Here is a 20371-nt window from a genome sequence, read left to right as displayed (position 1 = left end):
GAATGGGGCACCCAGGTTGTGATTGCTATTTTGACTTGTCGATGCGGACGAGGAGGATGTCGCGGCCGTTGAGTTCGATGGGCATGTTGTCCTTGATCTCGATTTCCTTGCCGGTCCAGAGGTCTTTTCCTTTGACGGTGCCGCGCAGGCCGAGCTTTTTGGTGTCGAGATGGAAGGGATGGGTGGATTGGCGATCGCTGCCGGCGTTGAGGATGGCGATGGCGACGGCTCCGCCTGAAAGCTGCTTCTTCCAGACATCCACTTCACCTTCGCTGTAGACGCGATCGGCTTGTTTACCGAGCGGGTCCTGATCAAGGGCGATGACGTCGCGGTTGGTGAGGATGGCGTTGATTTCCGGCTTCATGTGTGGGAGGTCATTGCCGGCGAGCAGCGGCGCGGACAGCATGGCCCATAGGGAGAAATGGGATCGGTTTTCTGCGCGCGAGAGCTTGCCGTTGCCGACTTCAAGCATGTCGGGATCGTTCCAGTGGCCCCCGTTTGGTCCATTCGGCCCGGCGTACTTCTGCAGGCCCTCCTGCTGGCTGAGGATGGTGTAGATGCTGTTCCAGTTGGCCTGAATATCACCTGTGGTGCGCCACAGGTTGCCGCCGAGTGCGGGAGCCCACTCCCAGACGGCGTCCCAGCCGTACTGGCAGAGCGAGAGGACGATGGGACGACCGGTGGCCTTGAGGGCTTTGGACATCTTGTCGTAGGCGGCGATCATGAGGTGCATCTGCGCGGCCTTGTCGTCGGGCGCCTGCTTCTGCATGACGGCTGGGATGAAGCTGCAGAGGTCGTACTTGAGATAGTCGATGCCCCATTCGGCATACATTTTGGCGTCCTGCTCCTCGTGGCCCAGGGAGCCTTCATAACCGGCGCAGGTTTTGGGGCCGGGCGAGGAATAAATACCGATCTTGAGGCCCTTGGAGTGGACGTAGTCGGCAAGGGCCTTCATGTCAGGGAATTTCTCGTTTGCCTGGAGGACGCCGTTGGCATCGCGCTTTCCCTGCCAGGTGTCGTCGATGTTGACGTAGATGTAGCCGGCGTCTTTCATGCCGTTGGAGACGATCTGGTCGGCGGAGTCGCGGATGTCTTTATCGGTAACTTTGCCGGAGAAGTAGTTCCAGGAGTTCCAGCCCATGGGAGGGGTTTGGGCCACGGGGGACTGCGCGGAGGTTCTGACAGGAAGGATGAAACAGATAAGTGCGAGCACAGAGAGAGCGAGACGGCGCATTGGGAAGGTTCTCCTGAATTGAAAACGCTTACGGAGGGAAAGCATAGCATTGCGGGCGGATGCTTGCGAAAGCATTAATCCACTTCGGCGGCGAAGGTGTTTGAGAGTACGCCGAGGCCGGGTACCGAGACTTCGACGCGGTCGCCGGGCTGGAGCGGGCCGACACCGGAGGGCGTTCCGGTAAGGATGAGATCGCCGGGCTCAAGGGTGATGGCGGCGGAGATGTAGGTGAGCAGTTGGGGGATGGAGAAGATGAAGTCGCTGGTGGAACCGTGCTGGCGCAGCTCGCCGTTGACTCGGGTTTCAAGGGTGACGCCGCCTTGCGCTTTGAACTGGTCTGATTCGGACAGGCCTGGGTCGATTTCATCCGAGACCCAGGGGCCGACGGGGCAGAAGGTGTCGAAGCCCTTGGCGCGGGTCCACTGGCCGTCTTTTTTCTGGAGATCGCGGGCTGTGACGTCATTGGCGAGAAGATAGCCGCGGATATACGAGCGCCAGTCTTCACCGGGGTGCAGGCCTGCATGGAGCTTGTGGACGCGGCGGCCGATGATGAAGGCGAGCTCGCCTTCGAAGTCGATGCGCTCGGAAACGCGGGGCATGCGGACTACGCCGTTGGGCGCGAGCAGAGAGGACGGCGGCTTGAAGAAGAGAAGCGGCTCCGCGGGAACTTCATTGCCGAGCTCTTTGGCATGATCGCGATAGTTACGGCCGACGCAGATGATCTTGGAGGGCGTGACGGGCGGGAGAAGCTCGGCTTTGCGCAGCGGGAGCGGCGCGAAGTGCGGCGCGGAGGGCGTTCGGCTGCCGTGCTCGATGCGGTGAGTGAGGTCTTCTTCGGGGGCATCGATGACGCCGACGATCCAAGGCTCGATTTGGGGCTCGGTCTGGGCTTCGCCGTTGCGGTCTTCAACGGTGCCGTAGAGCGTGGTGTTGTTGAGGCGAAAGCGGGTATAGCGCATGGAGGGTCCTCTGGTTATGTGGTTATGGCTGGCGAAGGAGGGCTTTGAATCCGGCCTGTTCAAAGTGGCGGTCGGCGGTGAGGGCCGAGTCGATGCCATTGTTCAACATCGTATTGAAGCTAAAACAGTCGGTGAGACTCCATCCCTTATCGACTCTGCTTCGATAGGTGAGGAATGCCTGAGTGAAACCACTGGTTGTCCAGGGGATAATTACAACTTGCTTTTTTGCGCGCAATTGCAAAACGATATCCGCAGCGGCCGTCCTCCATGACGGTCCTCCTTCAGCGAAGTGATTCAGGAGTTCTGTGAGCACCAACTCGCTTGTGAAGATACGCACACTAGACAGCCTGGACGAGGCTGCCTGCGCTTGGCCACTCAGTTGATCGCGAGGATTCACCAGTGCAATCCAATAGGAGGTGTCCGCAAAGACGCTTGTCATTCGGATACTTTTGGAGTCCCGTAAAGATAATGGTCCAGGTTGATGGATGAGTCTGCAGGAATCCTCGCCAGATCTTCCTCGGGAATAGATCGCCCAATGTCAGAGATGATCTCCCAGATAGGGCGATCATCGTCTTCCGGTTGTATTGCAGAGCTATCACGCGCTTCCAGCAATTCCATCCCCTGCTCGATCACCTCATCGGCAGAGTGGTATTGGCCACTCTCCACCTTGAGTGCGATGCGCTGCTCCAGATCGGGATTGAGAATGATGGCCATAGCATGTGCGCCTGACGCGATAAGTGTACCAAAGGGAATTTCTGGCTGGGATTCCTAAGATGATGAAACAGGTTATGGAGCGGGGACGGTCTCTTCGGCTTCGGCGCTGCGGGCGCTCTCATGGCCGGTTGGGCTGATGGATGCAACGGCGTAGCGGTAGGTATGGCCGGGCTGGACCTGGATGTCGTGGAAGGCCGGCCCGACGATAGGCGGTTGCGCGGGTGAGATGCGCTGCCAGGCTCCGTCGCCCTCGCGGCGGTAGACGACGTAGCCGGCGAGGTTGCGATCGGTGACAGGAAGCCAGCTCAGGTCAATTGCTGCGGGTGTTGCGGGAGATGCGGGTGTTGCGGGAGATGCGGGTGTTGCGGGAGATGCGGGCGTGGCGGTGGTTGCGGCTGTGGCGACGGCTGCGAGCCCGGTAGGGACGGCGGGTGGAAAGGTGTCTTCGACCGTGATGCGGACGGGCGCGGAGATTTCGCCGCTGAGTTCCAGAGTCTGTTCGCCGATCTGGAGGCGGGCAACGCGCTGAGCGCGGTACTCGTAGTCGGAACTGAATTCGACGGCGGAATCGAGGGCGCGGCCAGTGTCGGAATCGACGAGAAGGGTGATTTCCGCCGCTTGCTTCGGTGCGGCGAGCGGGCCGCTGTCCTGTTTTTTCTGCGGGACGGAGAGCAGCTTGCGGTAAAGGCGGATGGACTGGGTGCTTGAGCCTGCGGTCCAGTGGAGCGCGACTCCCTGCTTGTGAAGCGCGGCGGCGAGGTCCGTGACCGCAGCCGGGGCTTGTCCGGCGAGAACGATGGTTACATTGGATGGGCCGGCGGAACGGCCCCGGTGATTTTTGAGCTCGACGAAGTAAGCAAGGCTGCGCGGCGCCCCGCTGGTGAGCTGAGGCGGAAGCGCTTCTGTAAATGTGCCCTTTGTGCCGGCAGCAGCCTGAATTGTTCCGGCGGGAAGGCAGTTGTTGCCGCTCTCCTGGCGGCAGATGGCAGCGGTCACATCGCCTTTCAGGATGACTTTGTCGGTGTCATGCTTTGGCGTGGTCCAGGTGAGCGTGACCTGATTGCCCGCTCGGACGGCGGCAAGATCCGTTACGCGCTCGGGTAGCTTGAGTGAAGGGGGCTGCGGTGCGGCTTCCATGCCGCACCCGGCGAGATTCGAGATCGAAGCCCCGAGGGCGCAAAACGCCACTGAGCCGATAAGCCACCGCGCTGTGCGATTCATCGCTTTTCAGTTTATCGAATAAAGGCAGGGATCAGGGGTCAGAAAAACAAAGACCTCGGAAGCTGGAGTCCACGGAGGAGAATATGTGATCCCAGGCCCGAAAAAACGGACCTGGGCACTTGGTTCTCTGCATATTCAGGCGGCGCGGGCGAGTGAGACTCCAAACCAGCCGCGCTTGTCGGTCCAGGTCTTGAGCGGGGTAAAGCCGACGGCCTCCAGCATGGATTCTGTCTGGCCGGGGCGATATTTATAGCTGTTTTCGGTGTGGATGGTCTCGCCGCGGGCGAACTCGATTTGTATGTCCTGACCCATCCCGAATTCGGTGTGAGAGCCGGGTATGGTGATGATCTGGCGGAGCAGGCTCTCGAGGTGCATCTCGATGCGCGAGTGCTGAGGGTTCCAGATGGCGCGATGGGCGAAGAGATCGGGCTTGAAGTTTGCGCCCAGCTCGCGGTTGAGCCGGTGAAGGAGGTTGCGATTGAAGGCTTCCGTGATGCCGGCTTCGTCATTGTAGGCGGCGTGCAGAAGCGCTTCCTCTTTGACGAGATCGACGCCGACGAGAACGGTATCGCCGGGAGCCAGAGTGGAGCGAATCTCGGCGAGCAGGGCGTGAGCCTCTGCGGGTTCGAAGTTGCCGATGCTGGAGCCAATGTAGAGAACGAGACGGCGCTCGCCACTGAGCGGCGGATCGAGAGCGAGCGAGCGGGTATAGTCCTGCACGCGAGGTGAGACGAGGACGCCGGGAATCTCGCGCTCGATGCGCTCCTGGGCTTCTTCGAGTGGCGCAGGGGAGACGTCGACAGGTTCATAGAGAACGGTGTCCTGACGCTCGACTGCGGCCTGAAGCAGAATGCATGTCTTGTCGCAGGAGCCGGCGCCAAGCTCGACGATCTGAAGAGCCTGGGTGCCGGCGGCGAGGGCTACGACTTCAGCGGCGTTGGCGGTGAAGATAGCGCGCTCTGTGCGAGTGAGATAGTACTCAGGCAATTCAGTGATGCGGTCAAAGAGACGAGAACCGGTTTCATCGTAGAAGAGCCACGCGGGGAGGGTTTTGGGGGAGGAAAGAAGCCCTTCGTTTACGGCTGCGAAAACTTGCTGTGAGGCAACGGTGTTGAGAGGAAGCGAAAGAGTTGTCATGCAGACCCATGTGATGCGAGTTTTTCGGCTCAGGATGATTCGCCGTAACGTTAAAAAATGCCGCAATACAAACTTCAGACTTCGAGCCACCGCATACTACAACAGGCGGCGCAGCGTAGACGATAGCAAAAGGGACGCACAAGCTATTCACTCTTTCGGGCCAGTCTGATTCCGGAAAATTGCCAGCGCGTTGCAGGAGCAAAAAAATTTCGATAACTGGGACGGGTGTGGCCGGGCGGGGTGCAACAGGAACCTCCGCGGAGAACCATCTGTCCGCTCATGAACTTGCCGTTATATTCGCCGAGCGAGCCGGGAAGAGGGTGAAAGCCGGGATACGGCAAATAGGCACTTGCGGTCCACTCCCACCGGTGCTTCGCACTGTTCTCGTCTTGGCACTTTGTGCCGTTCTCGTTTTGGACTGGAGAGGTGGAAGATTCGACAGCAGCTTCCCACTCAAATTCTGTTGGCAGGCGGTAGCCGGCCCAGTGGGCGTAGGCATCGGCCTCATAGAAGCTGATGTGGCTTACGGGCGAGTTGGCAACCTGATCGAAGCTCATGGCACCGTGTAGCGTAAAGACGCTCCATTTGGATGTGACGCTCGCGTCGTCATCGTTTCTATCCCAGTAGAGTGGGGCGCGCCATTTCTGCTCCTGTACGGCATTCCAGCCGTCAGAGAGCCAGAGTTCGGGACGGCGGTAGCCTCCGTCCGCAATGAATTCCGCAAATTCCGCGCAAGTGACGAGGCGATCGGCGAGAGAGTACGGCTCCAGCCAGACGCGATGACGGGGCAGTTCGTTATCGAAGCAGAACCCCGCGCCGGAGTGGCCGATGTCGTGCAGACCGCCTTTATGCGGGATGAAGCGGATTGGATCCGCATGCGGCTGAGCGGACTGCTGAGCCAGTTCAGGCGAAGCTGGCAGATAGACCGGGCGCAGCGGATTGGTGAAGAAGGCGTGCAGGATGTCGGTAAGGATCAGCTCCTGATGCTGCTCTTCGTGATAGAGGCCGAGTTCAATCCGAGCAAGGGCTTCAGCGGGCGGATTGCTTTCGAGCAGCCTGTGGATATGTTCGTCCACGTAAGTGCGGAAACGGAGAATGTCATGGAGCGCGGGGCGGGAAAAGGAGGAGCGCAGACGCTTTTCCGGAAATGCGGCGAAGGTCTGGTAATAGCTGTTGAAGAGCCAGACGAAGTCCGGGTGAAAGGCTTTGTAGCCGGGGAGAAATTCACGCAGGATGAAAGATTCAAAGAACCAGGCGGTGTGAGCCAGGTGCCATTTGACGGGCGAGGCCTCCAGACAGGACTGCACCATCATGTCTTCCGGAGTGAGCGGCGCGGTCAGGTCCAAGGTGCGGCGACGCGTAACGCGGAAGCGGTCATGCAAAGAGCCGGCAAAAGCCAATTGAGCTGCAGCGGTGTCCGTGGCCGTGGCGATGGCGATACGCCTCCCGTACTGATTCCGTAGCGTAAACGACCGTTACTTCACATTAGATGCCGATTTCGAGATTCGGCTCACCAAATTGTGAATTCTGCCATCGAAGGAAATGTTTAGATCCTCCGTGAGCAAACAGAATGCAAATAGGACTATAATACGTCGCGTTCCTTCAGAGGCAAGGAGGAAGTCATGGCAAAATCGCGGATTTTTGTTTACAGGGCCGGATTGCCGGCGTTGGCAGTGCTTGGTATGGTGTCCCTGGCGGCTTGGAGCCAGCCGCCAGAAGAAGAGACGGTGAGCAGCGCGGGCGCTGCGATGGCTTCCATTTCTTATGCGACGCCCACGCAGCAGAGCAGTGGCGCGGGCGTGGCGGCGCGCGCAGCCACGCCGGTGCAGAGCCCGGCCGAGAGCGAAGGCGACGCATTGATGGAACATCAGAGGTATCAGGCTGCGATTGAGGCGTATAAGCGAGCGCCGCAGGACTCAGCCGCGGTGTGGAACAAGATGGGAATCGCCCATCAGTTGCTTTACAACAACGTGGACGCGCTGCGCTGCTACGATGTAGCGCACCGTCTGGAGCCGAAGAACGCTTCCGTGGTAAACAACATCGGATCCATAGCGATATCGGCGCGGCGATTTAACGATGCGGAAAAGCAGTACCGCAAGGCAGAGAAGCTGGATCCGACCTCGCCGCTCTTTCATAAGAATCTGGGAACAGCGTATCTCTCCGACCATAAGTACAAGAAGGGGTGGGAGGAATACCGGGCAGCGCTGGCGATCGATCCGACGGTCTTTTCTCGCGCGGCGGGAGTGCGGGTTGAGAATCCGACTGCTACGCAGGACCGTGGGGCGATGAACTACTACATGGCCAAAGGCTGCATGCTGACGGGCGCGAAGGTGCAGGCGATTGAATATCTGCGGATGGCCCTGAACGAGGGATTCACAAATCCGAAGAAGATTTCCGAGGATGAGCAGTTTACTGCGCTGCATGACATGCCGGCTTTTCAGACAATGATGCTGGAGCAAAACCAAAGCCCGAGGTAGGCGTCATCTGCGAATCGGATTTGTGCGTCTACTCTTATGTAGGAGAAAGACGATGAGATTCCGTTTTTGTAGTGCGCAGGCTTTTGCGTTTGGTGTAGTGGTTTTGGCGCTCGCGCCCAGTGCGGCTGCCGTGGCACAGCAGGATGCGGGCGCCACCTCGCAGCAGGGCCAGGGTAATGGCCAGGGGCGCGGCAGAGGCACGGGCCAGATGGGCCGCCGCGTGACGGGAACCGTCACGGAAGCTGCGGCTGACCATTTCATGGTGAAGAACGAAGCGGGCGAGGTTTATACCGTACATTTCAGCGCGAATACGCGGATCGTGAAGAGTGTTCCGAGGCCTGCAGGCGCGGCGAATGACGGCCAGCAAGGCGCAGGGGCTGCGCGCGGCGGCGGCAACGGCGGACGCGACGGCTTTGGCGGTCGGCAAGGGGATCCGCCGGTTGCGATCAAGGCTACGGACATTAAAGTGGGCGACATCATTGTTGCCGGCGGCGAGATTGATGACACCGCGAAGTCCGTGGGCGCAGTCATGGTGATGCAGTTGGACCCCGAGAGCGCCAAACAGTTGCGCGAGATGCAGGCCAACTTTGGCAAGACGTGGCTGATGGGGCGCGTGACGGCGGTGAACGAGACCAAGGTGACGATTGAGAGCAATGTGGATCATGCTTCGCACGCCTTTGTGGCCGACGAGAACACGACCTTCCGCAAACGGCGCGATCCAATTACGCTGGCCGACGTGCAGGTGGGCGATACGGTGCGTGTGGATGGTGCGCTGAAGGGCGGCGCATTTGTGGCCACGGCAGTGTCTGTAATGGGTCAGGGACCGGGCGGCGGACCGGGTGCGAATGGCGGCCCGGCAGGCGGGCAGCCGCCACAGGCTCCTCCGCAGTAATTTTGAAAATTTAATTTCGCGCCGTGGTGGCTTTCACCTGGAGAACACTCTCAAATTGCATGCTCATGCAGGCCAAAGTTATACTTGGCCCGCATGATTTCCCTCAGCCGACGTGCATGTTTGCGGATGCTTGCCACATCCGCTCTGACAACAGCCTTCCCCTTTAGCGTTCTGGCCGAGCCTGAGATAGCCGCTTTGCGCGAAACTGCTGCGGCCCGCGGTATCCTTTTCGGCTCCAACTCCGACCAGCATTTCGCCCAGGCTCCACCGGCCTATGAGCAGTTATTCACGCGGCAGGCCGCTCTCGACGCAGCCAACCTTTCCTGGCAGGATATTGCCCCCACATCGGCTGACCCGGACGCACTCCACGAGAACGACTCTGTCGATCCGAACGTTGCCATTGCCATTGATCGCGGCCTGCGTATCACCGGCGCGCATCTGCTCTGGTATCTACGCACACCCGCCTGGATCGACCAGCTCACCGCCTCACAGGCCGAAGCGGCCATCTCGGCTCATATCCGGCGCCTTGCCGGCTTCTACAGAGGCCATGTCTGGTCATGGAATGTCCTCAATGAAGTCGTCGAGCCGCCGCAGCAGGGACCTGACGGTCTGCGCGTTAACAGCGCGCTCGTGCGCACTCTCGGCCTGAACAACGCCGTCCAGGTGTTCGCCACGGCATTCAAAGAAGCTCGCGCCGCGGACCCGCAGGCGCTCTTGCTCTACAACGAGTATGACGTCGAGCTTGACGTTCCCTGGCAGGAGGCCCGCCGCACTGCCGTGATGAAGCTGCTCGATAAGCTTCAGGCCGCCGGCGCGCCAATTGACGGCTTGGGCATCCAGTCCCATCTCAAGTACAAACAGTTTGGCAACTTCCGTGAGGCGCGCTTCCGCAAGTTTCTCGAGGACATCGCCGCGCGCAAGCTCAAGATCGTCATTACGGAGCTCGACGTTGATGATCGCGAAGCCCCCGCCGACTTTGCCGAGCGTGACCGGCTCGTCGCCGACATCTACGCCCGCTATCTTGCGGTCATTCTTGATTCGCCCGCCGTTGCCGCTGCGGTTACATGGGGTCTGGTTGACCCGTATAGCTGGTACAACTCGGTGTATTTCAAGGATTACCGGCGGGACGATCATCTGCCGCAGAGGCCGCTGCTCTTCGATGCGGACTTCAAACCCAAGCCATCTTTTTACGCCACGCTGCACGCGCTGGAGAACGCGCCGAAACGGAGAGCTGTCAATCGTTAGCTTTTCTCCGAGGTTGACAGATTCCGGGGCCTGCTCTTACTGTTGCAGTCAGATGCAGAGCTTCAACCATCGCCGCCATCACCATCATCATGGACACTCCATGTCGGCGGACTGCTATGGCCTGAAGTAAAGCGCCAGAGATTCAAGTAAGACCAGCAAGCCCGCCGGCAAAACGCCAGCGGGCTTTTTCTTTTGTCCACGCAGTTCAAACCACGATAGAGACAGGGTCATGATTGACTTCGAGAAAATGGACGGACTGGCGCCCGGCATTGTGCAGGACGCGAAGACGGGTGAAGTACTGATGCTGGGGTTTCTGAATCCCACAAGCTATGCAAAGACGCTGGAGACGGGCTTTGTAACCTTCTGGAGCAGAACGCGCCAGAAGCTGTGGATGAAAGGCGAGACGAGCGGCAACAGACTGCGGATTATCTCGGCTTCAACCGATTGCGACACCGACACGCTGCTCTTTCGCGTGGAGGTGGAAGGCGATGGGCTGGTGTGCCACGAGGGCACGGTGAGCTGCTTTACTCGACCGATTGCACTGGGTGCTGAGAACACGGAGGCCGCAAGTGGCAAATAAGCTGAGACTCGGAATTCCCAAGGGAAGCCTGCAGGATGCAACCATTGCGCTGTTCAAGCGCGCGGGCTGGAATATCTACGCGGATGGGCGGTCTTACTTTCCTACGATTGATGACAGCGAGATTGAATGCATGCTGATTCGCGCGCAGGAGATGGCGCGCTATGTGGATCACGGTGTGCTGGATGCGGGGCTGACCGGGATTGACTGGGTGGTGGAGAGCGGCCTGGAGCTAACGAGTGTGACCACGCTGACTTATGCCAAGCAGAGCAGGCGTAAGGTGCGCTGGGTGCTGGCGGTTCCGGAGAACTCAGGCTTTGAGAAAGCTGAAGATCTGGAAGGCAAGATCATTGCAACGGAACTTGTTGAAGTGAGCAAGCGGTACTTTGCGAACAAGGGCGTGAACGTGAAGGTGGAATTCAGTTGGGGCGCAACGGAAGTGAAGCCGCCCATGCTGGCCGATGCGATTGTGGAAGTGACGGAGACAGGCAGCTCGCTCAAGGCAAACCATCTGAAGATTATTGACACGGTAATGGAGAGCGAGACGCATTTCATTGCAAGCAAGGCAGCATTGGCCGATGTGTGGAAGAAGGAAAAGCTCGAGTCGCTGGCGTTGATGCTGCGCGGGGCAATTGATGCGCAGTCGCAGGTGGGCCTGATGCTGAATGTGAAGAAGGTCAACCTGGACGCGGTACTTGCAGTGCTGCCTTCGTTGAACTCGCCGACGGTCTCGCAGTTGAGCGATGCGGAGTGGGTGGCGGTGAACACGATTCTGGAAGACCGGGTGGCGCGCGATGTGATTCCGCGATTAAAGGCGGCGCAGGCTACGGGGATTGTGGAGTATCCGCTGAATAAGGTTGTGCTCTGATGCGGTTGATACAGACAACCGGGCGCGGCGCACGCAAGGCTGCCGAGATGATTGCGGCGCTGGAGACGCGGGGTGGGACATCGCTCGATAGTGTCTTGCCCGCGGTGCGCCGCATTGTGGCCGATGTGCGGCGCGGTGGCGACCGCGCGCTGCTGCGGCATGCGAAGAAGCTCGATGGGCTTGTCGATGTTGAGGATCTTCGTATTGGCGCAAATGAAATGACTGCTGCATGGGAGGCTTGTGACGCGGCTATGCGTGCCGCTTTGACGACGGCTGCGAAGCAGATTCGCGGATTTGCGGAGAGGCAGATGCCGCAGGCCTGGAAATGCGCACCGATTGCGGGACTTATTACAGGACAGCTTGTGCGCCCGCTGGACGCGGTGGGATGTTATGTGCCGAGCGGAAGGCATCCGCTGCCGTCAACCTTGTTGATGACTGCGGTTCCCGCGCAGGTGGCGGGTGTGGAGCGAATTGTCGCGGTCTCAGCTAATCCTGCGCGCGAGACGCTGGCTGCGGCACATCTGCTGGGCATTACTGAGTTTTATCGCGTAGGCGGCGCGCAGGCGATTGCAGCGCTGGCGTATGGAACGGAAAGCATTGCGCGGGTGGACAAGATTGTTGGGCCTGGAAATTTGTATGTAACTGCTGCCAAGCGGGAGGTTGCGTTCGATTGCGCGATTGATATGCTTGCGGGGCCGACGGAGATTGTGGTGACGAGCGAGCGCGGCACGGCGGCAGAGATTGCATCTGATCTTGTGGCGCAGGCAGAACACGATCCGGAAGCGCTCGCGATTTTTATCACGACACGCAAGGCGCTGGCTGAAGAGGTGATTGCGGAGACGAAGGCGCGGGCGCGAACGAATGCGGTTGCGCGCGAGGCCTTGAAGCGGAATGGTGCTGTGATTGTGGCGGCGTCGATTGAAGAGGCGCGCAAGCTGACGAATCGTATCGCGCCCGAGCATCTGACGGTGGATTCGATGGAAGATCTTGCGTGGGTGCGGAATGCGGGATCGGTCTTTGTGGGACGCTGGTCGGCGCAGCCGATGGGGGATTACATCTCCGGACCAAACCATACACTGCCCACCGGCGGCTTGGCGCGCGTGCGCGGCGGACTGAGTGGGAATGATTTTGTAAAGCTCATCACGGTGCAGGAGTATGACGCGGAAGCGATCCGCGAGCTGGGTCCGAAGGCCGTGCTTCTGGCCGAAGCGGAGGGTTTGAAGGCACATGCGGAGACTGTGCGAGTGCGGCTGAAGAGCGCCAGTTTGAAAAACGCGCGGCGTGGGAGGAAGGCGAATGGCTGAGTTCCCTTCTACGATATTTCCAAAGGCGCGCGCACGCGTGGAGGCGATGAAGGAATATCATCCGCCGCTGGGCTGTCGTGATGCAATGCGGTTGGATTTTAACGAGAACACGGTGGCGTGTTCGCCGGCGGTGCGCGAGGTGCTGGCGCGCATATCGACTGAAAATCTGACGCGCTATCCGGAACGCGCGCCGGTGGAGGCGATGGTTGCTGCACATTTGGGTTTGAAGCCGGAAAATGTGGCGCTGACCAACGGCGTAGATGAGGCGATCCACGTGCTCTTTGAGGCCTTTCTCGATGCCGGAGACGAACTGCTGCTTCCTGTGCCGACGTACACGATGTATGAGGTGTACGCCACCGCGACCGACGCGAAGATTGTGGCGGTGCCTGCAGCGGGCGACCTTGCATTTCCATTCGAGCGGTTGATGGCAGCGATCTTGCCGAAGACGAAGATTGTCGCGATTGCGAACCCGAACAGTCCCGCTGGATCGGTGGCCACGCGCGAGCAGATTGTGGCGATTGCTGAGCGCGCGCCGCAGGCGATTGTGCTTGTGGATGAAGCTTACTTTCACTTCTACGGTGAAACTGTGATGGATCTGCTCGGCGAGCTGCCGAACCTGGTGGTGGCGCGCACATTTTCGAAGGCCTACGGGCTGGCTGGTCTGCGCGTGGGACTATTAGCGAGTGGCGTGGAAAATATGCGCTGGATTCGACGCGTGCTTTCGCCGTATAGCGTGAACCAGGTGGCGCTGGCGTGTCTGCCTGCTGCATTGAGTGATTCGGAATATCTTGTCAATTATGTCGCAGAAGTTCTGGCAGCGCGGACGGAGTTTGAGACTGCGCTTGATGCGATGGGGATTCGCCGCTGGCCGAGCCGGGCAAATTTTGTTCTGGTTGAGATTGGAGCGCAGCACGCAGAGTTTGTGCGCCGCATGAGCGCGGCGGGCGTTCTGGTGCGCGACAGGTCGAGCGATCCGGTATGCGATGGTTGCGTACGCATCACGGTGGGCACGCGCGAGCAGATGCGTCGTGCAGTTGCAGCAATGGAAGCAGCGAAGGAGACGATTGAGTTGAGTGGAGTGAGACGATGAGCGAAGCAAAGCGCACAACGGAGTTTGCGCGCAACACAACGGAGACGAAGATTGCGATCCGGCTGGTGATTGAAGGCTCAGGGCAATACAAGATAACGACGGGGATTCGCTTCTTCGATCACATGATGGAGTTGTTCACGCGGCATGGAGCGTTCGATCTTGACCTCAAGTGCGACGGCGATCTCGATGTGGACCAGCATCACACGGTGGAAGATGTGGGCATTGCGCTTGGTGAGGCTTTTGACCGAGCTCTGGGAGACAAGCGCGGGATTCTGCGCGCGGGCTACTTTGTGATGCCGATGGATGAGACTCTGGCGATTGCGGCTGTCGATCTGAGCGGACGTACTGCTTATGTTGTTGATGCGAAGGTGCGCACGAGATTGGTTGGCGATTTACAGAGTGAGCTGGTGACGGATTTCTTTGAGGGCTTTGCGCGGGGCGCGCGCGCGAATGTGCATGTGAAGACGATGTACGGGCGATCGAATCATCACAAGATCGAGGCGATCTTCAAGGCATTTGCTCGGGCGTTGCGCGTGGCATGCAGCAGGGATAAACAACTAGGCAAGATGCTGCCGAGCACAAAGGGCTTGCTGTGATGCGCGTAACGGTGATCGATTACAAAGCTGGCAACCTGACTTCCGTACTCAAGGCTCTGACGCATCTTGGCGCAGAAGTAGTGGTGACGGATGCTGATCTTGCGCCGATTGGAAATGCAGAACGCATTGTGATGCCGGGTGTGGGACACTTTGCTGCGACAGAGAGACTGAATGCGACGGGCATGACTGGCGCGATACGAGAAGCAATTGCACGCGGCATACCGTTTTTGGGCATCTGCGTAGGAATGCAGTGGCTTTATGCGGGTTCAGCGGAAGCGCCGGAACATGCGGGTCTGGGGTACTTTGCGGAGTCGTGCGCGCGGTTTCCGGATGGCGCAGAGAAGGTGCCGCATGTGGGATGGAACTCGATTGCGCCGCGCCCAGCCTCGCGCCTGCTGGCGGGGATCGAGCCGGGCGAGTTTGTGTACTTTACGCATGCGTACAAAGCGCCTGTCACCGCGGATACCGCGGCAACGACGGAGTACATGGAGCCGTTCGCGGCGGCTGTGGAGCGAGGCAATGTGATGGGTGTGCAGTTTCATCCAGAGAAATCAGGCGAGGCGGGATTGAAGATTTTGCGTAACTTTCTGGAGATGGCGCGATGATTACGAGACGTATTATCGCGTGTCTCGATGTGCATGCAGGCCGCGTGGTGAAGGGAGTGCAGTTTGTGGATATGGTGGACGCGGGCGATCCGGCGCAGCTTGCCGCGCGTCATGCGCGTGAGGGCGCAGACGAGATTGTGCTGCTGGACATTACGGCGACGCATGAGGGCCGACAGACGTTGCTTGATACAGTGGACCGCACGGGGCGAGAGCTGTTTGTTCCCTTTACTGTGGGCGGGGGAATCCGCACGGTGCAGGATGCTGAAGAGGTTTTTACGGCAGGCGCGGACAAGGTGAGCATTAACTCTGCGGCTCTGGCAAATCCGGAGCTGATTGCGGAGATTGGTCGCAGCTTTGGATCGCAGGCAGTGGTGGTGGCGATTGATGCCCGACGTGATCCCGAGGTCGCTGATCCTGTGCGCGAAGCGCAGGTGTATGTGCAGGGCGGGCGCAAGGCTGCCGGCCGCAAGGTTGTGGAGTGGGCTCGTGAAGCCGAGGCGCGCGGAGCGGGCGAGATCCTGCTGACGTCAATGGATTCAGACGGCACACGCGCGGGCTTTGACTGCGAGCTGACAGCCGCAGTGAGCGAGGCTGTGCGGATTCCAGTAATTGCTTCCGGCGGAGCGGGAACTGTTTTGCATTTTGCGGATGTGTTTACACGCGGCAAAGCAGATGCGGCGCTGGCGGCGAGCATCTTTCACTTTGGCTTCAAGAGTGCGCGGTCTCTCAAAGAAGAGCTTGCGCAGGCGGGAATTTCCATGAGGCTGCCATGCTGATTCCTTCGATTGATCTGCTGGGTGGACGCATTGTTCAGCTTGTGCAGGGCGAAAAATTGCGGCTTGCTTTTGATGATTTTGAATATTGGATCGAGAAGTTCTCACGCTTCCCGCTGGTGCAACTCATCGATCTGGACGCAGCGATGCGGCAGGGCGAGAATGCGGAGCTGGTGGAGCAGATATGCAAGCGGCTGCTGTGCCAGGTGGGCGGCGGAGTACGCACTGCGGAGCGTGGGAAGCAGCTTCTCGATGCAGGCGCGAGGCGCGTCATCATTGGATCGGCGCTGTTCACAGAGGAGGGATCTGTGAATCGAGCATTTGCCGCGGAGTTGGCAGATGCGTTGGGCGTGGAGCGAATTGTGGCCGGCATTGATACAAAGAATGGGCTCATTGCCGTGAAGGGCTGGAAGGCAAATGTGGATTTGACACCGGATGCGGCAATTCCCGCGCTGGAAAAATATGCATCGGCGTTTCTGTATACGCATGTGGATGGTGAAGGGATGATGCAAGGCTTTCCGTTCGATGTGGCCCAGCGGCTGCGCAAGCTGACGGAGCGACAGCTGATTGTCGCGGGTGGAATTCGATCGCAGCAGGAAGTGGATACGCTAGATGCAATGCGAGTGGACGCGGTGGTGGGCATGGCGGTATACACGGAGCTGCTTGCGGTGTGACCACTTCAGCGTGAGCGAGCGCACCAACCACGGCGCGGTGTAAGGTTATTTGTCGGATATTCTGGAAGCAGACGAGATACATGGAAAGGCGGGGCGATGACTACGACCAGGCAAAGCGGGATCCGGCTTGCGCGCCGGCTGGATGAAGTGGGTTTCTCGGACATTGTGCAGATTCGCAACAAGGTGATGGCGATACGCGCTGAAGGACAGACGGTACACTCACTGCACGGCGGCGAGCCTTTCTTTGAAACGCCGGATGAGATCAAGTTTGCTGCGGTGCGCGCGCTGGTGGAGAACCAGACGCATTATGCGCCGTCTTCCGGGATTGCGCCGTTGCGGCGCGCGCTGGTGGAGAAGCTGTCGCGCAAGAACAAAATTCAGGTGACGGAAGATGAAGTGATTGCCACGGTGGGCGGGTCGCAGGCGCTCTATGCAACGTTTCAGAGCGTGCTGGACCCAGGCGATGATTGCCTTGTCTTCTCGCCGTATTGGACGCCGATCGCTGATCTGGTTACGGGAACACAAGCGCGGCCTCTGCTGGTGCCTTCGGTGACGGCGCGGCGCAATGGGATTCGCGAGACGCTGGAGCAGTTTGCCACGGAGAAGACGCGGGCGGTTTACTACAACACGCCGCAGAATCCGAGCGGGCTGGTGTTTACGCGCGCGGAAGCGGAAGAAGTTGCTGCGTTTGCCATTGAGCGCGATCTGATTGTGATTGCAGATGAGGCGTATGAGGATCTGGTGTATGAGGGCGAGCATTTTTCGATTGCCTCGCTTCCGGGCATGGCCGAGCGCACAATTACCTGCTACACGTTTTCGAAATCGTATGGCATGACGGGCTGGCGGGGCGGATATGCGGTTGCGAAGGAGCCGTTCATGTCAGCACTGAAGAAGATCGTGCTTTACTCGACGAATGGCGTGACGACGTTTGTGCAATACGCAATGGTTGAGGCGTTGAAGACACCAGAGGAAAGAATTACGGCCACGCGCGAAGAGTATCGTAAGCGGCGGGATCTGCTGGTGAGGGCGCTGAATGAAGTAGGCCTTGAGTGCGCGCCGCCGGCGGGGGCTTTTTATGCTTTTCCAAGTGCGGAGAAGATTGACAAAAACAGCCGCGCAGCCGCGCAGATACTGCTTGAAAAGGCGCACATCGCCACCATTCCCGGTTCGGTCTTTGGCGCACAGGGTGAAGGGCACCTGCGCTTTAGCTATGCAATCCCGGTGGCGGAGATTGAAGCGTGTGCGGAGGCACTTCGGAAGTTTTTTCGTTAAACCGCAGAGGAGAAGTGTACGGATCGATGATGAGAGTCGGCTATCCAGCGAGAATTGATGCGAGCCTGTTGACCGTGATGCCGACAGGCGCGGAGATGGTACCGCTTGAGGCGGGGCTTGACCACGATGTGGATCTGGATGTGTGGATTCCTGATGCGCTGACGCCGCGTGCGAAGGAGATATGGCAGCGTCTGCGCGGTGTGAAGCTGGTGCTCTCGTTGATGGCGGGCACCGAATGGATTCCAGAGACTGTAGGGCCACGCGTGACGATCTGCAACGCGCGTGGAGCGCACAATATCGCTACTGCGGAATGGACGATGGCGGCGATCTTTGCGTCGCTGAAGTATGTGCCGCTCTATTGCGATATTCAAGCCTCCGGCAATTGGAAACGGCGAAAGGAAGCTGCTGAGCTATATGCGCGGCTGCATCCGGATGAGGGTGCGATCTATCCGCCGGTGATGCAGGAAGAACTGGCGGGAAGAAAAGTGTTGATGGTGGGCTATGGGTCCATCGGCAAAGATATTGAGCGGATGCTCCAACCGTTCGATGTGGAGCTGACGCGCGTGGCACGCACGGCGCGCACGGCACCGATGGTGCATCCAGTGAGCGAGCTAGGTGGGCTTCTACCGGATGCCGATATTGTGATTCTGATTCTGCCGCTGACTCCGGAGTCGCACGGTCTGATGGGTGCGCGGGAGATGAGCCGGATGAAGCAGGGAGCGCTGCTGGTGAATGCAGCACGCGGGCCGGTAGTGCAGACGGATGCTTTAGTGGAGGCGCTGAATTCGGGCAGGATTCGCGCGGCTATTGATGTGACTGCCCCGGAGCCGTTGCCCGAGGCACACCCGCTGTGGAAATGCCCAAACCTGTACATCACGCCGCACATCGGGGGTTCGAGTCCGCGATTTATGCAGCGGGCTCTGAAGGTAGTGGCGGCGGAGCTGGAACGCTACATCCAGGGAAAGCCACTTGAGAACGTGGTGCAGGCGGGGATTCAAGACGCAGCCTCAATGGGAGCCTGACTCCAACTGCGAAGGCCAAGGATGGCGAGTGCTACGAGCAGCGCGTAAAGCAGCGCTGTGGGCCAGAGATTCTTGTAGATGTATTCGCCGACATAAAGAATATCGATGACAATCCAGAGCCACCAGTTAGCGATGTGTTTGCGCGCCTGCCAATAGCTGGCGACGAGGCTATAGCTGGCGAGGGGTGCGTCGAGCCAGGGCAGGGCTGCATGCAGATGCTGCGTGATGAAGCCGAGCACAACACTGCCAATGGCTCCCAAAATAATGGCGATGACGGCGCTGGAAGGCGCGAGCTTTTGAATGCGGACTTCGCCTTCCGCGCGGACTCCGCGATGCCAGTTCCACCAGCCATAAAGCGTAAATGCGACGAAGAAAACCTGCAGGAGCGTGTCCGATAAGAGGGAGGTGCGGTAGTAAACGATGAGATAAATGATGTCTGCGGCAAGCGTGATGGGCCAGCACAGAAGATTGCGCCGCGTGGTGAGCCAGATTCCGAGGCAGGTGGTAATGACGCCCAGCCACTCAAGCCAGCGTGCGAGAAGATAAGCGATCATGCGGATTCAGCCTCGGCCCATGCGCGAATTTTGTTCAGCAGAGCTGCGTCGGCTTCTCGCCACCAGCGCGCGTGGCCAAGCAGGTAGCTCTCGCAGGCGATGCGGGCCTTATCTTCGGAGTGCAGTACGGTGAGGAAGTAATCGGCTTCTGAAAGTGCGAACTCCACGTGGCAGAGCGCGGTAAGCGGCGCAAGTGCGGCGCGCTCCTCACGGCTGAGAGGCCGCACGGAGTTGTATCCATCGAGTAGTGCGAACAGATGGTCGAGATGAACGGGCACGCTGCGCGGTGCGTGGGGCGACTGCAGGAGCGCGAGCCACTCAACCATGCTGCGCTCGATGGCATGAGCGATGTCGTGCACAGCGGTGGTGCGATCGGAGAGGCCGAAATCGATGATGGCAGTGGCGCGCGCGGCTGGGCTGGATGCGGACCAGAAGAGATTGGAAGGATGAAGATCGTTATGTGTCCAGAGTGGCGTGAGCGCGGGCAATAGCGGCACCAACTCGGCGTGGAATGGCGCAAGAAGGTCCATCGATTCGGCGAGCCAGGAGGCGCGTTCAAGATATGCGTTCAATTTCGGCCGCCAAGATAAATACGACTGCAACGCGTTGTGCGAGTTCTGTGCGGCGAAGATGCTGAAGCCTGCAACGAGTGGGCTGTGCTTGCGAACTGGAGCGCTAAAGCCCGCTGACGCCAGATGCAACTGCGCGAGCGTGCGGCCTGCAGAATGTGCATGACTGGTGTAAAAGAACGGGGTCCATGAGATGGCGTCTTCGTAGAGATCGATACCGCGGGGAAGCTCGTGGACTTCATAAGTCCAGTTGTCGATTTCGATTGTGGTTGTGCCACTGCGATCTGCGAGGACAAGCGGCACGCTTGCTCCGCGCGCGCGAAGATGCGCCATGAAAGCATGCTCCTCGCCCAGAGAAGCGGCGTCGCGCACCGGGCGCGCATGGCGCTTTACGAAGACACGACGCGAGCCCACGCGCACAACGCTGGCGGCAGAGAAGGGGCGCGGGCTGACGCTGAGCAGCTCAACAGATCCGGCAAGCGAATCAAAGTGGCGCAGCACATTGTGCACCTCGTCGCGTGTGAGCGGAGGCCAGTCCGGGGCAACAAGCTTGCCGTCAAGTCCGTGCGCGTTTGCAGTGGCGCTCAT

22 protein-coding genes are annotated in these 20371 nt (G+C 59.3%); 13 read left to right on the top strand and 9 right to left on the bottom strand.

Annotated elements, in window-relative coordinates; translation table 11 throughout:
* Positions 1-25: 25 nt before the first annotated feature.
* The 7 genes from ABSG47_RS06380 to egtB form a co-directional block, all read right to left on the bottom strand.
* Positions 26-1234, bottom strand: a complete 1209-nt coding sequence (locus ABSG47_RS06380) for a glycoside hydrolase family 27 protein (RefSeq protein ID WP_424167879.1) — start codon at positions 1232-1234, stop codon at positions 26-28.
* A gap of 74 nt (positions 1235-1308) precedes the next feature.
* The gene (locus ABSG47_RS06375; RefSeq protein WP_424167876.1) at positions 1309-2193 is read right to left on the bottom strand and encodes a fumarylacetoacetate hydrolase family protein; all 885 of its coding nucleotides are present in this window, start codon (positions 2191-2193) and stop codon (positions 1309-1311) included.
* A 22-nt stretch (positions 2194-2215) separates the two neighbouring features.
* The gene (locus ABSG47_RS06370) at positions 2216-2632 is read right to left on the bottom strand and encodes a type II toxin-antitoxin system VapC family toxin (protein WP_424167874.1); all 417 of its coding nucleotides are present in this window, start codon (positions 2630-2632) and stop codon (positions 2216-2218) included.
* The gene (locus ABSG47_RS06365) at positions 2629-2907 is read right to left on the bottom strand and encodes a ribbon-helix-helix domain-containing protein (RefSeq protein ID WP_424167871.1); all 279 of its coding nucleotides are present in this window, start codon (positions 2905-2907) and stop codon (positions 2629-2631) included. Before ABSG47_RS06365 ends, ABSG47_RS06370 begins: the two co-directional genes overlap by 4 nt.
* 72 nt (positions 2908-2979) lie before the next feature.
* Positions 2980-4128: a fibronectin type III domain-containing protein gene (locus ABSG47_RS06360; RefSeq protein WP_424167868.1), complete on the bottom strand. Its 1149-nt coding sequence runs from the start codon at positions 4126-4128 to the stop codon at positions 2980-2982.
* Positions 4129-4263: 135 nt separating this feature from the next.
* Complete coding sequence (gene egtD, locus ABSG47_RS06355) at positions 4264-5265, bottom strand: L-histidine N(alpha)-methyltransferase (protein WP_424167866.1); 1002 nt, start codon at positions 5263-5265, stop codon at positions 4264-4266.
* Positions 5266-5408: 143 nt separating this feature from the next.
* Entirely contained in the window at positions 5409-6665 is a 1257-nt protein-coding gene (gene egtB, locus ABSG47_RS06350) for an ergothioneine biosynthesis protein EgtB (protein WP_424167863.1), read from the bottom strand.
* A gap of 222 nt (positions 6666-6887) precedes the next feature.
* Between egtB and ABSG47_RS06345 the strand changes: the two genes are divergently transcribed.
* The 13 genes from ABSG47_RS06345 to ABSG47_RS06285 all read left to right on the top strand — a co-directional run bounded on the left by ABSG47_RS06345 (position 6888) and on the right by ABSG47_RS06285 (position 18660).
* Positions 6888-7742, top strand: coding sequence for a tetratricopeptide repeat protein (locus tag ABSG47_RS06345; RefSeq protein WP_424167861.1), 855 nt, complete (start codon positions 6888-6890; stop codon positions 7740-7742).
* A gap of 52 nt (positions 7743-7794) precedes the next feature.
* Positions 7795-8634 carry a DUF5666 domain-containing protein gene (locus tag ABSG47_RS06340; RefSeq protein WP_424167859.1) on the top strand — a complete coding sequence of 280 codons (840 nt, stop codon included), beginning with the start codon at positions 7795-7797 and terminating at the stop codon, positions 8632-8634.
* A 126-nt stretch (positions 8635-8760) separates the two neighbouring features.
* Complete coding sequence (locus ABSG47_RS06335; RefSeq protein WP_424167857.1) at positions 8761-9879, top strand: endo-1,4-beta-xylanase; 1119 nt, start codon at positions 8761-8763, stop codon at positions 9877-9879.
* 229 nt (positions 9880-10108) lie between these two features.
* Complete coding sequence (gene hisI / locus ABSG47_RS06330) at positions 10109-10459, top strand: phosphoribosyl-AMP cyclohydrolase (RefSeq protein ID WP_424167855.1); 351 nt, start codon at positions 10109-10111, stop codon at positions 10457-10459.
* Positions 10449-11324 (top strand): ATP phosphoribosyltransferase, encoded by an 876-nt coding sequence (hisG, locus tag ABSG47_RS06325; protein WP_424167853.1) that lies wholly within the window; start codon positions 10449-10451, stop codon positions 11322-11324. Before hisI ends, hisG begins: the two co-directional genes overlap by 11 nt.
* On the top strand, positions 11324-12628 hold the full coding sequence (hisD, locus tag ABSG47_RS06320; RefSeq protein WP_424167851.1) for a histidinol dehydrogenase: 1305 nt from the start codon (positions 11324-11326) through the stop codon (positions 12626-12628). The genes hisG and hisD overlap by 1 nt, the downstream gene beginning before the upstream one ends.
* A complete protein-coding gene (gene hisC, locus ABSG47_RS06315; protein WP_424167849.1) occupies positions 12621-13718 on the top strand; it encodes a histidinol-phosphate transaminase in 1098 nt (365 codons plus the stop codon). Before hisD ends, hisC begins: the two co-directional genes overlap by 8 nt.
* Entirely contained in the window at positions 13715-14314 is a 600-nt protein-coding gene (gene hisB / locus ABSG47_RS06310; RefSeq protein ID WP_424167847.1) for an imidazoleglycerol-phosphate dehydratase HisB, read from the top strand. The genes hisC and hisB overlap by 4 nt, the downstream gene beginning before the upstream one ends.
* Entirely contained in the window at positions 14314-14919 is a 606-nt protein-coding gene (gene hisH, locus ABSG47_RS06305) for an imidazole glycerol phosphate synthase subunit HisH (protein ID WP_424167901.1), read from the top strand. The genes hisB and hisH overlap by 1 nt, the downstream gene beginning before the upstream one ends.
* Positions 14916-15695 (top strand): imidazole glycerol phosphate synthase subunit HisF, encoded by a 780-nt coding sequence (gene hisF / locus ABSG47_RS06300; protein WP_424167845.1) that lies wholly within the window; start codon positions 14916-14918, stop codon positions 15693-15695. The genes hisH and hisF overlap by 4 nt, the downstream gene beginning before the upstream one ends.
* Entirely contained in the window at positions 15689-16366 is a 678-nt protein-coding gene (locus ABSG47_RS06295; protein WP_424167842.1) for a 1-(5-phosphoribosyl)-5-[(5-phosphoribosylamino)methylideneamino]imidazole-4-carboxamide isomerase, read from the top strand. Before hisF ends, ABSG47_RS06295 begins: the two co-directional genes overlap by 7 nt.
* A gap of 96 nt (positions 16367-16462) precedes the next feature.
* A complete protein-coding gene (locus ABSG47_RS06290) occupies positions 16463-17638 on the top strand; it encodes a pyridoxal phosphate-dependent aminotransferase (protein WP_424167840.1) in 1176 nt (391 codons plus the stop codon).
* 26 nt (positions 17639-17664) lie between these two features.
* Positions 17665-18660, top strand: coding sequence for a 2-hydroxyacid dehydrogenase (locus ABSG47_RS06285; RefSeq protein WP_424167838.1), 996 nt, complete (start codon positions 17665-17667; stop codon positions 18658-18660).
* Here the strand turns inward: ABSG47_RS06285 and pnuC are convergent.
* Together pnuC and ABSG47_RS06275 are read right to left on the bottom strand one after the other, a co-directional pair.
* Positions 18633-19214, bottom strand: coding sequence for a nicotinamide riboside transporter PnuC (pnuC, locus tag ABSG47_RS06280; protein WP_424167836.1), 582 nt, complete (start codon positions 19212-19214; stop codon positions 18633-18635). The genes ABSG47_RS06285 and pnuC overlap by 28 nt on opposite strands.
* Complete coding sequence (locus ABSG47_RS06275) at positions 19211-20371, bottom strand: phosphotransferase enzyme family protein (RefSeq protein ID WP_424167834.1); 1161 nt, start codon at positions 20369-20371, stop codon at positions 19211-19213. The genes pnuC and ABSG47_RS06275 overlap by 4 nt, the downstream gene beginning before the upstream one ends.

The organism is Occallatibacter sp. (genome assembly GCF_049510455.1).
GTDB lineage: Bacteria > Acidobacteriota > Terriglobia > Terriglobales > Acidobacteriaceae > Telmatobacter.
Note: the sequence above shows the minus strand (reverse complement) of the source record. Positions and strands in the feature narration are given on the sequence as shown.

Excerpts from the sequence above, each read along its gene's own strand:
- hisD (WP_424167851.1), top strand. The coding sequence starts at position 11,324 with ATGCGGTTGATACAGACAACCGGGCGCGGCGCACGCAAGGCTGCCGAG.
- hisH (WP_424167901.1), top strand. The coding sequence starts at position 14,314 with ATGCGCGTAACGGTGATCGATTACAAAGCTGGCAACCTGACTTCCGTA.
- ABSG47_RS06335 (WP_424167857.1), top strand. The coding sequence starts at position 8,761 with ATGCTTGCCACATCCGCTCTGACAACAGCCTTCCCCTTTAGCGTTCTG.
- ABSG47_RS06285 (WP_424167838.1), top strand. The coding sequence starts at position 17,665 with ATGATGAGAGTCGGCTATCCAGCGAGAATTGATGCGAGCCTGTTGACC.
- hisI (WP_424167855.1), top strand. The coding sequence starts at position 10,109 with ATGATTGACTTCGAGAAAATGGACGGACTGGCGCCCGGCATTGTGCAG.
- ABSG47_RS06375 (WP_424167876.1), bottom strand. The coding sequence starts at position 2,193 with ATGCGCTATACCCGCTTTCGCCTCAACAACACCACGCTCTACGGCACC.
- egtD (WP_424167866.1), bottom strand. The coding sequence starts at position 5,265 with ATGACAACTCTTTCGCTTCCTCTCAACACCGTTGCCTCACAGCAAGTT.
- ABSG47_RS06360 (WP_424167868.1), bottom strand. The coding sequence starts at position 4,128 with ATGAATCGCACAGCGCGGTGGCTTATCGGCTCAGTGGCGTTTTGCGCC.
- hisC (WP_424167849.1), top strand. The coding sequence starts at position 12,621 with ATGGCTGAGTTCCCTTCTACGATATTTCCAAAGGCGCGCGCACGCGTG.
- ABSG47_RS06370 (WP_424167874.1), bottom strand. The coding sequence starts at position 2,632 with ATGACAAGCGTCTTTGCGGACACCTCCTATTGGATTGCACTGGTGAAT.
- hisB (WP_424167847.1), top strand. The coding sequence starts at position 13,715 with ATGAGCGAAGCAAAGCGCACAACGGAGTTTGCGCGCAACACAACGGAG.
- ABSG47_RS06295 (WP_424167842.1), top strand. The coding sequence starts at position 15,689 with ATGCTGATTCCTTCGATTGATCTGCTGGGTGGACGCATTGTTCAGCTT.
- hisF (WP_424167845.1), top strand. The coding sequence starts at position 14,916 with ATGATTACGAGACGTATTATCGCGTGTCTCGATGTGCATGCAGGCCGC.
- ABSG47_RS06380 (WP_424167879.1), bottom strand. The coding sequence starts at position 1,234 with ATGCGCCGTCTCGCTCTCTCTGTGCTCGCACTTATCTGTTTCATCCTT.
- ABSG47_RS06365 (WP_424167871.1), bottom strand. The coding sequence starts at position 2,907 with ATGGCCATCATTCTCAATCCCGATCTGGAGCAGCGCATCGCACTCAAG.
- ABSG47_RS06345 (WP_424167861.1), top strand. The coding sequence starts at position 6,888 with ATGGCAAAATCGCGGATTTTTGTTTACAGGGCCGGATTGCCGGCGTTG.
- ABSG47_RS06290 (WP_424167840.1), top strand. The coding sequence starts at position 16,463 with ATGACTACGACCAGGCAAAGCGGGATCCGGCTTGCGCGCCGGCTGGAT.
- ABSG47_RS06340 (WP_424167859.1), top strand. The coding sequence starts at position 7,795 with ATGAGATTCCGTTTTTGTAGTGCGCAGGCTTTTGCGTTTGGTGTAGTG.
- ABSG47_RS06275 (WP_424167834.1), bottom strand. The coding sequence starts at position 20,371 with ATGAGCGCCACTGCAAACGCGCACGGACTTGACGGCAAGCTTGTTGCC.
- pnuC (WP_424167836.1), bottom strand. The coding sequence starts at position 19,214 with ATGATCGCTTATCTTCTCGCACGCTGGCTTGAGTGGCTGGGCGTCATT.